At 42.0% G+C, this 13,491-nt stretch carries 12 protein-coding genes; 5 read left to right on the top strand and 7 right to left on the bottom strand.

Annotated features, from left to right (window positions below; genetic code table 11):
* Window positions 1-56 precede the first annotated feature (56 nt).
* Window positions 57-1,538, top strand: a complete 1,482-nt coding sequence (gene putP, locus FXF70_RS15035; protein ID WP_039168534.1) for a sodium/proline symporter PutP — start codon at window positions 57-59, stop codon at window positions 1,536-1,538.
* Between the two features lie 168 nt (window positions 1,539-1,706).
* Window positions 1,707-2,399 carry an MgtC/SapB family protein gene (locus tag FXF70_RS15030; RefSeq protein WP_008344247.1) on the top strand — a complete coding sequence of 231 codons (693 nt, stop codon included), beginning with the start codon at window positions 1,707-1,709 and terminating at the stop codon, window positions 2,397-2,399.
* Between the two features lie 44 nt (window positions 2,400-2,443).
* On the opposite strand, the gene FXF70_RS15025 is transcribed toward FXF70_RS15030, so the two are convergent.
* The 5 genes from FXF70_RS15025 to pcrB all read right to left on the bottom strand — a co-directional run bounded on the left by FXF70_RS15025 (window position 2,444) and on the right by pcrB (window position 9,841).
* Window positions 2,444-3,451: a phosphotransferase enzyme family protein gene (locus tag FXF70_RS15025; RefSeq protein WP_148780553.1), complete on the bottom strand. Its 1,008-nt coding sequence runs from the start codon at window positions 3,449-3,451 to the stop codon at window positions 2,444-2,446.
* Between the two features lie 163 nt (window positions 3,452-3,614).
* A complete protein-coding gene (locus FXF70_RS15020; RefSeq protein ID WP_008344253.1) occupies window positions 3,615-4,802 on the bottom strand; it encodes a CamS family sex pheromone protein in 1,188 nt (395 codons plus the stop codon).
* A gap of 15 nt (window positions 4,803-4,817) precedes the next feature.
* Window positions 4,818-6,824, bottom strand: a complete 2,007-nt coding sequence (gene ligA / locus FXF70_RS15015; RefSeq protein WP_148780551.1) for an NAD-dependent DNA ligase LigA — start codon at window positions 6,822-6,824, stop codon at window positions 4,818-4,820.
* Between the two features lie 44 nt (window positions 6,825-6,868).
* The gene (gene pcrA / locus FXF70_RS15010) at window positions 6,869-9,091 is read right to left on the bottom strand and encodes a DNA helicase PcrA (RefSeq protein WP_017366764.1); all 2,223 of its coding nucleotides are present in this window, start codon (window positions 9,089-9,091) and stop codon (window positions 6,869-6,871) included.
* Between the two features lie 57 nt (window positions 9,092-9,148).
* Entirely contained in the window at window positions 9,149-9,841 is a 693-nt protein-coding gene (gene pcrB, locus FXF70_RS15005) for a heptaprenylglyceryl phosphate synthase (protein ID WP_008344257.1), read from the bottom strand.
* A 282-nt stretch (window positions 9,842-10,123) separates the two neighbouring features.
* Between pcrB and FXF70_RS15000 the strand changes: the two genes are divergently transcribed.
* Window positions 10,124-10,537, top strand: a complete 414-nt coding sequence (locus FXF70_RS15000; protein WP_048002156.1) for a DUF2283 domain-containing protein — start codon at window positions 10,124-10,126, stop codon at window positions 10,535-10,537.
* On the opposite strand, the gene FXF70_RS14995 is transcribed toward FXF70_RS15000, so the two are convergent.
* On the bottom strand, window positions 10,518-10,748 hold the full coding sequence (locus FXF70_RS14995) for a hypothetical protein (protein WP_017366762.1): 231 nt from the start codon (window positions 10,746-10,748) through the stop codon (window positions 10,518-10,520). The two genes, FXF70_RS15000 and FXF70_RS14995, sit on opposite strands and share 20 nt — an antisense overlap.
* Before the next feature lie 139 nt (window positions 10,749-10,887).
* Here FXF70_RS14995 and FXF70_RS14990 point away from each other — a divergent pair, with 139 nt between their 5' ends.
* Window positions 10,888-12,468, top strand: coding sequence for an FMN-binding glutamate synthase family protein (locus FXF70_RS14990; RefSeq protein WP_048002157.1), 1,581 nt, complete (start codon window positions 10,888-10,890; stop codon window positions 12,466-12,468).
* Between the two features lie 93 nt (window positions 12,469-12,561).
* Window positions 12,562-13,074, top strand: coding sequence for a DUF3916 domain-containing protein (locus FXF70_RS14985; RefSeq protein ID WP_148780549.1), 513 nt, complete (start codon window positions 12,562-12,564; stop codon window positions 13,072-13,074).
* Window positions 13,075-13,156: 82 nt separating this feature from the next.
* Here FXF70_RS14985 and FXF70_RS14980 read toward each other — a convergent pair whose 3' ends face one another.
* Window positions 13,157-13,471: a YerC/YecD family TrpR-related protein gene (locus FXF70_RS14980; RefSeq protein ID WP_007496879.1), complete on the bottom strand. Its 315-nt coding sequence runs from the start codon at window positions 13,469-13,471 to the stop codon at window positions 13,157-13,159.
* Window positions 13,472-13,491: the final 20 nt, after the last annotated feature.

The raw sequence follows: 13,491 nt of genomic DNA, 5'->3' as shown, positions 1-13,491 counted from the left end.
TTGTATATTTTGATTGAGGTGATGTCAAATTAATACGAAAAAGGTGATATGGAAACATGAGTATTGAGATTGTAATTTCTCTATCTATTTATTTTATTGGAATGCTGGCTATTGGCTGGTATGCATTCAGAAAAACAAATGACTTGAATGATTATATGTTAGGCGGACGCGGGTTAGGTCCTTATGTAACGGCTCTATCTGCTGGTGCAGCTGATATGAGTGGGTGGATGCTGATGGGGCTTCCAGGCGCTATGTATACAACCGGTCTTTCATCTGGATGGCTTGCTGTTGGTTTAATTAGTGGGGCTTACTTAAACTATCTATTCCTAGCGCCACGATTGAGATCATATACAGAAGTTGCTGATGATGCGATTACCATTCCAGACTTTTTTGACAAACGGTTTAAAGACTCATCTACTTTATTGAAAGCTGTCTCAGCTGTCATCATTATGATTTTCTTTACGCTTTACACCTCATCAGGTATGGTATCAGGCGGACGCTTATTTGAATCAGCGTTTGGTGCTCATTATATGTTTGGTTTAATCTTAACTTCTAGTATCGTGATTTTGTACACACTATTCGGCGGCTTTTTGGCAGTTAGTTTAACTGATTTTGTTCAAGGAGCTATTATGTTTTTAGCATTAGTGCTCGTGCCGATCGTTGCCTTTACTCAATTAGGTGGACCTGTTGCCACATTCAATGATATTCAACAGATTGACCCTAAATTGCTTGATATTTTTAGAGGAACGAGCGTCATTGGCATTATTTCCTTCCTCGCTTGGGGACTCGGTTACTTTGGACAGCCGCACATTATTGTTCGCTTTATGGCGATTACGACTGTAAAAGATTTAAAGCCAGCACGTCGTATCGGTATGAGCTGGATGATTGTGTCTGTCATTGGTTCACTATCTGTCGGTTTAGTCGGCGTGGCGTATGTTCATGAAACAAGCACCACTTTGGCAGACCCAGAAACCATCTTTATTGTGTTTTCTAAAGTGTTATTCCATCCATATATTACTGGATTTTTACTTTCAGCCATTTTAGCTGCGATTATGAGTTCAATTTCTTCTCAGCTGCTTGTCACTGCAAGTGCGATGACAGAGGATTTATACCGTACATTCTTTAGAAGAAAAGCCTCTGACAAAGAACTTGTGATGATTGGACGTATCTCTGTACTAGTCGTAGCGATTGTTGCCATTGGTCTCTCTCTAAACCCAAGTGATACCATTCTTGACCTTGTCGGTTATGCTTGGGCTGGATTTGGATCTTCATTCGGTCCCGTCATCTTGTTATGTCTATACTGGAAACGAATGAATCATCATGGCGCTTTAGCCGGAATGATTGTTGGGGCTGTTGTCGTTCTCGTTTGGATTTCAACAGGCTTAAACAACACGACTGGATTGTACGAAATGGTTCCTGGATTTATTTTAAGTGGTTTGACTGCTATTATTGTCAGCCTCTTAACAAATAAACCGTCTAAAGCTTCTAAAAAGCTATTTAGCAAAATGGAAGACCATCTCGAAGAAGAAACAAAATAACCAGACATGAGGAGTCATCTGCATTATGCGGATGACTCTCTTTATTTTTCAATAAAATGCTTTTCTTTCTCCCGTTTCTGAATAAAATAGAAGTTGTGCAGCCATATGGGCTGTGAGAAGATCATATACATGATGTGAAACGTACATGAAGTGAAAGGAGCGATACGCATGTTTTGGACAATTGAATGGGATACGGTCTTAAAATTAGCCGTTGCCACCTTAATCGGTTTGATCATCGGTCTTGAACGCGAACTTAAGAAAAAGCCGCTTGGGCTGAAAACGTGTATTGTCATTGCTGTCAGCTCCTGCGTATTAACCATCATCAGCATTGATGCAGCCTACAATTTCCCTCGAGTCTCTAAGCTTCAAATGGACCCACTCAGGTTACCGGCGCAAATTATATCTGGTGTTGGTTTTATTGGAGCAGGTGTGATTCTTCGCAAAAGCAATGACGTCATCTCAGGTCTTACGACATCTGCGATGATTTGGGGAGCAGCAGGACTTGGGGTTGCAACAGGTGCAGGTTTTTATAAAGAAGCCTTCCTCAGTCTTTTCTTTATTCTTGTCAGTGTGGAATTTTTACCTTGGCTCTTCCAGCGGATTGGACCCATTCGCTTACAGGAAAAAGAAATCCGCATCAGAATGTCACTTTCTGACCGAAACCGCATGACAGAAATTTTAAAAGAAATGAAAGCACTCAATATTCGTATTCATTCTGTACGTATTGATGATTTAAAGGAAAAAGACTATCCGATCATGGAAGTACGTGTTCGCGTACATAAAGACCGCTATACAACCGATGTGTACTTTGATATTAAAGATTTAGAAGGCGTAGTTGGTGTGAAGTGTGATACGGTTTAGGGTAAAAAGCCCCTTGCTATGTGAAACAGCAAGGGGCTTTTGATTTATGTTGTTAGCTGATGAAAGTCAAAAGGCGTAATTTGGGTTTTGTCCTCAATCTCCTTTCGAAAACGCGCCAGCATGGCACTTTCGTCAGCGCTTAGTGTTCGGAGATCAAATGCTTGATGTAAAAGCCCATAAATAAGCATATGACGCAGCATAAGGAAATCTGGTATTGTCGCCAGCCATGCGTCATCAAGCTCATTCTCCTGTCGATAGCCTTTGAGAAAATGGCTCATAAATTCACCCGTAAATTCAGCTTTATCCTCATACGGAATCACCGGATACCAAAGAACGTTGTATAGCAAAATGCTCATATCGTTGATAAACCAGTGATACCCACAATCATCAAAATCAAATGCAATGATTTCTCCCTGATGATAATGGAAGTTCCCGTGATGTAAATCCGCATGCACCAGTCCATAGACATTCTTGAATATTCGGAGCTGGTGAAGCTTTTGCATCAGTTCATCTTTTCTCTGCAACACAACCGTTTGATCAGAAGGAATATACGTTTCAAGCTTTAATTGCTCCTCCTCATACCACTCTTGACGCTTATAGCGAGGATCTTTCACTTGATATTGTTTAGTCGTTTGATGCATACGCCCTGTATAGGCTCCTAACGCTTGAAACAACTGTCCATTCCAATCTGCTTCGGTCACTTTTCTGCCGGGCGCCTTTTCGTACACTCTCAGCAAAAAAGCGCCTCCTGCTTGATCGGGAATCGCTTCAACATCTTTTCCTCTTGCGGATAAAATCGGTTTAGCTACTGAGCTTCCATGTTGAGATAAATACCGAATCCAGTCCATTTCTCCTAAGATATATGTGCGAGAGCGGCGTATGGTATGGGTAATTTTCAATATATAACTCGACCCTTTTTCATCCGTATATTCATACACATAATTTTCTGCATCGGCTAGAAATGTGACCTGTTCTGGCTGAAAATGATAGAGTAGAGCCGCTTTCTTTAAGACCATTTGTTCATCGTATCGTGCTTTTACTTCTTTATGCATGCTGATTCTCCTTTTATCGTCTTTTTACTTATACATGACGGTAATCAGCATTTATACGAGCATCAACATACCTGCCTTTCCTTTTGATTTCCTCACATACTTTGACAAAAGTTGAAAGATTCCTCTAATTAGAAATAAAAAACCGCCAAAAGGCGGTTTTTATTTAGTCATATATATGGACCGTTGGTTCTTTGTCTTCAGCATTTTTTGTGATGAGGGCTTCTTGCTGATCAGAAGAGGTGATGTTGATTTCTATATTGGTGCTCTTATAGTAATCCATGACTTCACCTGTTAAGTATTGCGTGAATGCCACGACTTCTGTTTTTCCGTAGAATTGCATTGGAATTTCTACTTTCATTTTTTGCAAGTTCCCGTTTTTATAGAAACCTTTGCCTACCACACCTGTGTAATTCGGGAAGTAGTCTTCTACCTTTGTCTTGAAGCGGTCAAATCGCTCTGAATCATCTTTGTAGCTGCTCTTGGCATTATCTGAAGGGAAGAAGACATTCTCTTCTTTAATCGTATCCCAACTGCCAATATCAGCTGATCCTGCTTTTACATCAGTTTTAGCGATAAAGTTTCCTGGAACAATAGATGATTTTGGTGCTTGTTTATAAAGAGCAATCATGACTGGGACTTTTTGCAGTCCGTCCATTTGACGAAGTCGTTTAATGACTTGTTCCGCAATTTTTTCGCCCTCTGCTAAAAGTTTCTTTGAATTTTTCGATGAATCGATGGTCACCTCTTGCTGAGGATCTCCGATATTTTCGCGATAATAATAGACAGAGTTAAGCGCAAGACCGATAACAACCCCGCCAAGCTGTAAGCTATTTTTATCTTTTCTGATTAAGTAATTATGTTCTAGCATGGAAGCTAAGTAGATTGGACTATTTTCATTTTTTGACTTTGTTGAACCTGAGTTTGGAAGAGCAGGGTTTAAGCCTAAGTTCTTAAAGTCTTTGTCTTCTTTTTCAGCTTTTTTCAGATCACTGCCTGTTTTTTTGCGGGCAAGCCAGCTGAGAACAGTATCTTCATCTAAATGCTGTCCTTCTTGGAACAGATAGTCGTTTGTATTGAATGATTCTGTTGCCAGGCGCATGAGTCCTGTTTCAAATTCATCAATGTCTAAGCGTGTATTGAGACGCTCTGCTGTTAGTCCTCTTGCCGCTCCTTGTTTAAACGGCAGCACCATTTTGTAATAGGAATCAGAGATGTTGTACATTGGGATGATCGCTGTTTCTTTCGTTTCATCCGTTTTTTGTGTGACCTCTTCCTCATCCTTTCCCCCAAAAGGTGCACACGCTGACAATACCAGTGTGAGCATTGTCAGCAGCAATAGCAACTTTTTCAATAGAAAACACTCCTCTTATTTCTTTAGCTCCTCGAGCATTTTGGCTTCGTCCCAAATTTCAATATTGAGTTCTTCTGCCTTTGTCAGCTTACTTCCAGCTGCTTCGCCGGCAATGACTAAGTCTGTTTTTTTACTCACGCTACCTGCTAACTTGCCGCCTAATGCTTCGATCGCTGCCTTTGCATCATTACGAGACATTTCTTCTAATTTCCCCGTCAGCACGATCGTTTTTCCTGCAAAGTAGGAATCACTTTCTTCTACTTTCACCGGTTTTGGCCCAGTGTAGGTCATATTGATCCCAAGTTCTTTTAGTTCATTTAGCAGATCTAGAATTTCTTCTTTCTCAAAATACGTGACAACTGCATCGGCCATTTTTTCACCAATTTCATCTACTTCAAGTAATTGTTCTTTCGTTGCTTGTTTTAACTGATCGATATCCTCAAAGTGCATGGCCAACGTCTTCGCTGCTTTAGAACCAATAAATCGAATACCAAGTCCAAACAATAAACGTTCAAGAGAGTTTTCTTTCGATTGCTCGATCGAACGCAGTAAATTATCAACTGACTTTTCGCCCATTCGTTCTAGCTGAATCAACTCTTCTTTTGTTAAACGGTAAAGGTCTGATACACGAGAGACAAGCTGTTCTTTGAAAAGTTGTGTAATGACTCGCTCGCCTAGCCCATCAATATTCATCGCATTACGAGACACAAAGTGAATGAGTCCTTCACGTATTTGAGCGGGGCATTGTGGATTGATGCACCGAAGCGCCACTTCTCCTTCAATTCTGACCAGCTCACTTTGACACTCTGGACATTCAGTCGGCATGTGAAACGGCTTTTCTTCTCCTGTTCGCTGATCAACAAGAACCCCTGCAACCTCTGGGATAATATCGCCCGCTTTTTTGACAATCACTTGATCAAAAAGGCGGATATCCTTCTCTTTGATCAAATCTTCATTATGAAGAGAAGCACGCTGTACTGTCGTCCCTGCCACTTTTACAGGCTCAAGAATCGCTGTTGGGGTGATGACACCAGTACGCCCCACACTTAGTTCAATATCAATCAGCTTCGTCACGACTTCTTCGGCCGGAAATTTGTACGCAACAGCCCAGCGTGGACTTTTTGCTGTGAAGCCTAGTTCTTCTTGCTGTGCCAATGAATTGACTTTAATGACAATGCCATCGATTTCGTATGAGAAATCAGCACGCTTTGTTTTCAGTGTTTCAATGAGGTCGATCACTTCTTCAATGGTTTGGCACATCCGTCTTTCTTTGTTCGTTTTAAAGCCAAGCTCATCGAGAAGATCAAGTCCTGCGCTTTGCGTATTAACACCAATTTCATCAAGCTCCGCTATACTGTAGACGAAGATATCAAGGTTTCGTTTCGCTGCAATTTTCGTATCGAGCTGACGAAGTGAGCCAGCAGCCGCATTACGCGGGTTCGCAAACGGCTCTTCTTCGTTTTGTAATCTTTTTTCGTTAAGGGCTTCAAAAGAAGGTTTTGGCATAAATGCCTCGCCTCTCACTTCAATCGACAGAGGCCGATTGATTTTGAGCGGGATGGAACGAATGGTTTTGAGGTTCTCGGTTATATCCTCACCTGTTGTCCCATCACCCCGCGTGGCACCCCGGACAAACACGCCATTTTCATAACGGAGAGAAACAGCGAGTCCGTCAATTTTCAGCTCGACATTGTAAGCGACGTCGTCACCGACTGCTTGACGAACCCGGCGGTCAAAATCAAGAAGGTCCTGTTCATGAAACGCATTGCCGAGACTAAGCATCGGTGTACCGTGACGTACTTTTTGGAAGGCGTCTAAAACAGCACCTCCTACTCTTTGCGAGGGTGAATCCGCTGCTTTTAAATCAGGGTATTCTTCCTCCAGAGAGATCAGCTCACGCATCCGCGCATCATATTCAGCGTCAGGAACACTTGGACGATCCAGTGTGTGATATTCGTAGTTGTATTGATTCAAAATCTGGTGTAGTTCCTCGATCCGGCGTTTCGCTGCTTCTTTATCCATCTGCTTCTTCCTTTCACTTCATCCGTTTTGTCAGTCCTATCAGTTTATTGCTTTTCGATTGGCGCAAATGCGGCAAGGAGACGCTTAATGCCTGTAGGGCTTGGGAAGGCAATATCAAGCTCTGTACTATCTCCACTACCTTTTACACTCACAACCGTGCCAACGCCCCATTTTTTATGAGCGGCTTTATCACCGACAGCCCAGCCAATGCTGCCGCCGCCTGTGTTTTGAATGGTTTGCGTTTGTGGACGTGAGACAGGCCCTCGTCTTTGCGGTCTTTCTCTCGTTTGGCCAAACGGTGTTTTCGTTTCTTTTTTCTCATTTAGGTTGTCCAATAAATCAGCTGGTATTTCTCTGATAAATCGTGATTCCAGATTCATGTTCGTCCGGCCGAATAACGTTCTCATTTTTGCACTTGATAAATAAAGCTCTTCTTCGGCCCGTGTGATCCCTACATAAGCAAGACGGCGCTCTTCTTCCATCTCTGCATCTTCCATTAATGAACGGCTGTGCGGGAAGACGCCTTCCTCCATTCCCATTAAGAACACAACAGGGAATTCAAGTCCTTTTGCTGCGTGGAGGGTCATTAAAATGACCGCATCCTGATCTTCTTCCTCTGCCTCATCCAGCTTATCAATGTCTGCGACGAGGGCGAGGTCTGTCAGGAAGGTGACAAGTGATTTATCTTCATTTTGTTCTTCAAAGTTTTTAGTGACCGATAGAAACTCGTCAATATTTTCTAAACGGCTTTGTGCTTCAATCGTTTTTTCGATCTTCAGCGCTTCACGGTAACCTGTTTTCTCTAGGATCTCTTCCGTTAATTCAGTGACAGATAAATAATCCTGCATATTTGTCATTTGATCAATGAGCTGTTTGAACTCATCAAGTGCATTGGCTGCTCTTGCACTGAGTCCAATGAAATCCACCTGACCAAGTGCTTCAAACATAGAGAGATCATTCATTTCTGCGTATGCGGCAATTTTATCAACAGAAGTCGCCCCAATTCCACGCTTTGGTACGTTGACAATGCGTGCAAAACTAATATCGTCATCTGGATTTGCCACAAGGCGTAAGTATGCCAAAATGTCCTTGATCTCTTTTCTGTCATAGAACTTCGTGCCACCGACGATGTTGTATTGAATGTTCGCCTTCATTAACGTTTCCTCTATGACACGTGACTGAGCGTTCGTTCGATAGAGGATCGCAAAATCAGATAATTTACGCTTGCCGCTCTGATGAAGCTGACGAATCTTTCCAGCGACAAATTGACCTTCACCGAATTCATTATCCGCACGGTAATAGGCAATCTTCGCTCCTTCGTCATTTTCTGTCCAAAGGTTTTTTGGCTTGCGGTTTGAATTGTTTTGAATGACCGTGTTTGCGGCATTCAGAATACGTTTAGTCGATCTGTAATTTTGCTCAAGCAAAATCACTTCACTGGACGGATAATCTTTTTCAAAGGAAAGAATGTTTGTAATATCCGCTCCACGCCAGCGGTAGATGGACTGATCCGAGTCACCGACCACACATATATTTTGAAAACGCTGCGCGAGCAATTTCACAAGCATGTACTGCGCTCTGTTCGTATCCTGATACTCATCGACATGAATGTATTGGAATTTTCGCTGATAGTGTTCTAATACTTCAGGAATTCGCTCAAACAGACGAATCGTCATCATAATAAGATCATCAAAATCGAGTGATTGGTTTTTGAGTAATCGTTTTTGATAATCTGTGTAGACATCGCTCACGACTTGATCGTAAAAGTCACCGGCTGTTTTTGCGTATTCCTCTGCGTCAATGAGTTCGTTTTTTGCACTACTGATTGAACCTAAAATGCTACGTGGATCAAACTTTTTAGGATCGATATTTCGTTCTTTTAAAATGTTCTTAATGACTGAAAGCTGGTCAGATGTGTCTAATATAGAAAAGTTGCGATTCACACCAATACGGTCAATATCGCGTCGTAAAATGCGTACACACATGCTGTGGAACGTAGAGATCCAAATGTCATCCGCACCAGGCCCTAAAATGGCTTGTACACGCTCACGCATTTCTCTTGCTGCTTTATTTGTAAAGGTAATCGCTAAAATATTCCACGGTGCCACATGCTTTTCTGCCATTAAATACGCAATTCGATGCGTGAGCACTCGTGTTTTTCCACTACCTGCTCCTGCCATCAGTAGCAGCGGCCCGTCTGTTGCTTTGACCGCTTCTTTCTGCGCGTCATTCAGCCCTTCTAATAGATGATTCGATATTTCATTCATTTCATTCACCGCCAATTCGAACTTATGTTCTATTTTAACCCGTTTCGTCTTGTTTGACTATGATGACTTTTTCACTGCGTCGACTGTCTTTAACGCTTCTTTAAAATTGTCATAAATGACGTTCCCCACGACGACAACGTCTGCATGCTGTGCAAAGTCTTTCGCCTGCTCTTCGCTTTCAATACCGCCGCCATAAAATAGAACCGTTTCATGTAGCACTGCTTTGGTTTCTTTCACAAGCTCTATGTCTCCAAGCGTCCCGCTGTATTCTAAGTAAAAGATGGGTAGTTTCATCAAGTGCTCTGCCACTCTCGCATATGCCCTTACGTCATCTATATCCAGTGCCGTATTTGCCTCTGTCAGCTTAGCCGCTTTACACTCTTCGTTTAAGATGACATATCCTTCCGGCACAATCTCTTCCATTGACATCAAATCACCGTATTCCTTCATCGCATCCTTATGCAGACCAACAATCCAATCAGGATGAGCGCTGTTTAACACAGTGGGGATAAAATACAGGTCAAAGCCAGGCACAATCATCTCATGTGTCGAGATTTCAAGGACACATGGCACAAGAAAGCGGCGCACCTTTGACATCAGTTGCAGCACGTTGTCTTCTGTCACGTTGTCACTGCCGCCAATTAAAATGGCATCCGTACCGGATTCACAAATCGCTTCAAGTTGTTCATCGGAAATCTCTTTATTTGGATCGAGTTTAAAGACATGCTTCCACTCGGTAACATCATACATGAAAAACGTTCCTCCATTCGTTTCATTCCATTTAAATATTATAACAAAATCAGACACCGCAAAAAATGGGTAACCTCCTTCAGCTAAAAGTTTCATTCTTTTGAAAATAGTCGATTTTCACTTTAGGCGAGGTGAATGGAGACTATATGAAAAGCTCCACTTCAATAGGAGCGGAGGGAGATCAATAGATGGATACTGAACTGAAATGAGAGCTACTTCATCTCATCACATGATATTATACATGAAAGGAACATTTGACTATCGACCAAGCAGGTGAATGATTTGAAAAGAACCATCACATATGATCAAACGATCGACATCGGATACATCTATCTCATCCCGCCTCGAATCGGGACAATCAAAGAAACCATTGAATTAGACGTGAATGAATGTGTGAACGTAGACATCGACAAAGAGGACCGAGTGGCTGGGCTGGAGTTATTTGCAGAAGAAGCAGAGGTGTTGAAACACACACCCGTTTATGAAGACGAGCTTTCCTTACGTTTTACGGATCAGGAAGTTCTCTCAACCTATCATTTATCGGGCATTGAATTTCTTTTCTCGACGCCTGATCACGAAGGGTTGATCGGTTTTACGATTGTCGATCCTCTTCGATATCACATCAAAAAAAAGACAAGAAAAAACCGTTTTGAATGGTCAAAACGGTTTTTTAAAGCTATTGTCTCACTTCATTAAAATAATGAACAGATGTCATGGCCCCTTCATCGACCATCTTGTTGTCTTGAATATCTAATGGATCAGGGTGTCCAGCTTTTTCAGGAACCTTTTCATCTGATCGGAACATGCTTGCCCATTTTTTGAGATGCTGTTTATTTTTCACTGCTAATAACACTGCACCACCAACCCCTAATCCTGCAAGTACATACGCATTCGGACGCTTATTCATGTATGTTCCCTCCCCTTATGATCTTATTTGTAAGTTACCCCGCCTTTTCATTTCTAAACGTCACAATCTGTTGAAGTGGTTTCTCTTTCAATGAAAAGTGGAATAACAACAGTAATGATAGAGAAAAGAGGGGATTTTCGTGACAACAACTTTCATTGTCATTGGCGCATTATTAGTGATTTTTTTCATCATACCAATCATTTTATTCATCTGGATTTGGATGCGAGATGAAAAACAGGAAGAGCATTCTGTCCTACGAAATTATCCGGTCATTGGAAAATTGCGGTTCATTTTTGAAAAAATAGGACCTGAGCTTCGTCAATATCTGTTTCTAAATGATCGAGAGGAGCTTCCTTTCTCAAGAAGAGAATACGAGCAAGCTGTCATGTCTGGGAAGTACAAAAGCCGGACAATGGGCTTTGGATCAAAACGTGATTTTGACAAGCCTGGTTACTATATTCGCAACGTCCTATTTCCAAAGCAGCGAGATGAGTTACGCATCGATCAATCTGAAAAAATCCAAACAAAAGTGTATCAGATCGATCAAGACAATTTACTGAGAAGAAGTGAACACACGAAAGAAGTCGAAGCAAAACCTTATTATCTCCATGAAGAAGATGTACAAATCATTGGTGAACATACGTGCCAAAAACCCTTCCACGTCAAAGGATTAATCGGTCAATCAGCCATGAGCTACGGCTCATTAGGCGACCGGGCGATTACGGCTCTATCCTCCGGCTTAAAAATGGCTGGCGGCACATGGATGAACACAGGTGAAGGCGGGCTTTCGCCTTACCATCTCAAAGGGGGCGCCGATATCATTTGCCAGATTGGACCTGGTTTATTTGGGGTTCGAACGGAGGATGGCGCATTTTCGTTTGAAGAGTTTAAGAAAAAAAGTGAGCATGATGAAGTAAAAGCCTTTGAACTCAAGCTAGCACAAGGAGCGAAAACACGCGGGGGACACATTGACGGTGAAAAAGTCACAGAAGAAATTGCCCAAATCCGTAAACTGCCGCCACACCAATCCATTGACAGTCCGAACCGGTTCGAGATGTTTCACTCCATTCCTGACATGCTTGATTTTATTGAACAACTGCGAAACATCGGCGGAAAACCAGTTGGAATCAAGCTAGTTGTTGGACATAAAGAAGATATCGAGGAGCTTGCTCTCTATATGAAAAAAAGCGGAAAACATCCTGATTTCATTACAGTGGATGGCGGAGAAGGTGGCACAGGTGCTTCCTTTCATGAACTGGCTGATTCCGCCGGCCTGCCCATTTTCACCGCACTGCCGATGGTCCATCAAATTTTGAAGAAATACGGGGTTCGAGATCAACTCAAGCTGTTTGCGTCTGGTAAACTTCTCTCCCCTGATAAAATCGCCATTGCCCTTTCCATGGGAGCGGATTTTGTGAATATCGCACGGGGCTTGATGTTCTCGGTTGGCTGTATTCGGGCGCAAGTATGCCACACGAATAAATGCCCTGTTGGGGTTGCCACCACAGATCCAAAGCTGCAAAAAGGTTTATCCATTGAAGAAAAGAAATACCGCGTCTGCAATTATATCCTGTCCCTTAGAGAAGGTTTGTTTAATTTATGCGCAGCAGCTGGAATTGAATCACCTATTCATTTTAACGAAAAACATATTATTTTTAGACAAGAAAACGGTCAGACAAGTGAAGTCCCTATGTTCTCAGGCACAGAGCAGTCTGTCTAGTTTAAAAAGGTGCGTTTCCGCACCTTTTTTCGTTGACATTCTTGCTCAATCACGTATAAAGAACTTAATAGATCTATGATAAGGAGAAAGAGTATGCGTGAAAAAAAGGTCCGCGGTATGAAACGAAAGACTCAACAGATCATAAAAGAAATGAACGCACATACGCAGTCGTTTCCGGCGAATGTTTCTGACTACTGGCACCTGCCTCTACCAGCGGCTTATGATTTTATGACGTCCAACAGAACACCGAAAAAGATCAAACGTCTATGCATTCAAACTCTATTGAATAGAGCGGAGCATCTCATTGATTTGAAACCAAACGACGGGGACATATATCGTGTCGTGGTCGCAGTCGATCTGCCTGGATTATGGCATTCACAAATCATTGTGTTTAAAGGGGATTCTTATGTGAAAGATTTCTTCAACAGACAAGATAAGTATCAGACATGGCTTCCCCTTTCTGATCAGAGAAATATTCAAAAAGAATGGGATTTATCTGTTGCACAAAATATGCGAACCATCGGTTTTAAGGAAGTAATCACTGATGACGATGAAGTGTCCTATGAAGGTGAACGATGGTTTATGGGGGAACTTGATGATATCTAATAGAGCCATTTCAAATGAAATGGCTCTTTTTGTTCAACTTCAAAACGACAAATCATAAAGAATGTTTGCAGTGAAAGCTGCTTTATTTTGTTTCGTCCGTTGCTTGTTGCTCTGCTACGCGGTCAAGTGCCATCGTATAGGCATCATTTCCGTAGTTCAAGCAGCGTTTGACACGTGAGATAGTTGCAGTGCTTGCACCTGTCTCCGTCTCAATTTTATGATACGTGTTTCCCTCGCGAAGCATACGTGCTACTTCAAGACGCTGTGATAAAGATTGGATTTCATTGATGGTGCACAAATCATCAAAAAATCGATAACATTCTTCCAGGTCTTTAAGGGATAAGATGGAGTTGAATAGCTGATCTAAGCTTTTGCCCCTTAATTTATCAATTTGCATCTTTATACATCTTCTCCTTT

It is taken from the genome of Bacillus sp. Y3 (genome assembly GCF_008123875.1).
GTDB lineage: Bacteria > Bacillota > Bacilli > Bacillales > Bacillaceae > Bacillus > Bacillus altitudinis.
The sequence above is the reverse complement of the archived record's forward strand: the minus strand, read 5'-3'. Positions and strand labels throughout refer to the sequence as shown.

Coding starts and splice junctions, on each gene's coding strand:
- FXF70_RS15025 (WP_148780553.1), bottom strand. CDS start 3,451: ATGCATAAAGAAGTAAAAGCACGATACGATGAACAAATGGTCTTAAAG.
- FXF70_RS14980 (WP_007496879.1), bottom strand. CDS start 13,471: ATGCAAATTGATAAATTAAGGGGCAAAAGCTTAGATCAGCTATTCAAC.
- ligA (WP_148780551.1), bottom strand. CDS start 6,824: ATGGATAAAGAAGCAGCGAAACGCCGGATCGAGGAACTACACCAGATT.
- pcrB (WP_008344257.1), bottom strand. CDS start 9,841: ATGTATGATGTTACCGAGTGGAAGCATGTCTTTAAACTCGATCCAAAT.
- putP (WP_039168534.1), top strand. CDS start 57: ATGAGTATTGAGATTGTAATTTCTCTATCTATTTATTTTATTGGAATG.
- pcrA (WP_017366764.1), bottom strand. CDS start 9,091: ATGAATGAAATATCGAATCATCTATTAGAAGGGCTGAATGACGCGCAG.
- FXF70_RS14985 (WP_148780549.1), top strand. CDS start 12,562: ATGCGTGAAAAAAAGGTCCGCGGTATGAAACGAAAGACTCAACAGATC.
- FXF70_RS15030 (WP_008344247.1), top strand. CDS start 1,707: ATGTTTTGGACAATTGAATGGGATACGGTCTTAAAATTAGCCGTTGCC.
- FXF70_RS14995 (WP_017366762.1), bottom strand. CDS start 10,748: ATGAATAAGCGTCCGAATGCGTATGTACTTGCAGGATTAGGGGTTGGT.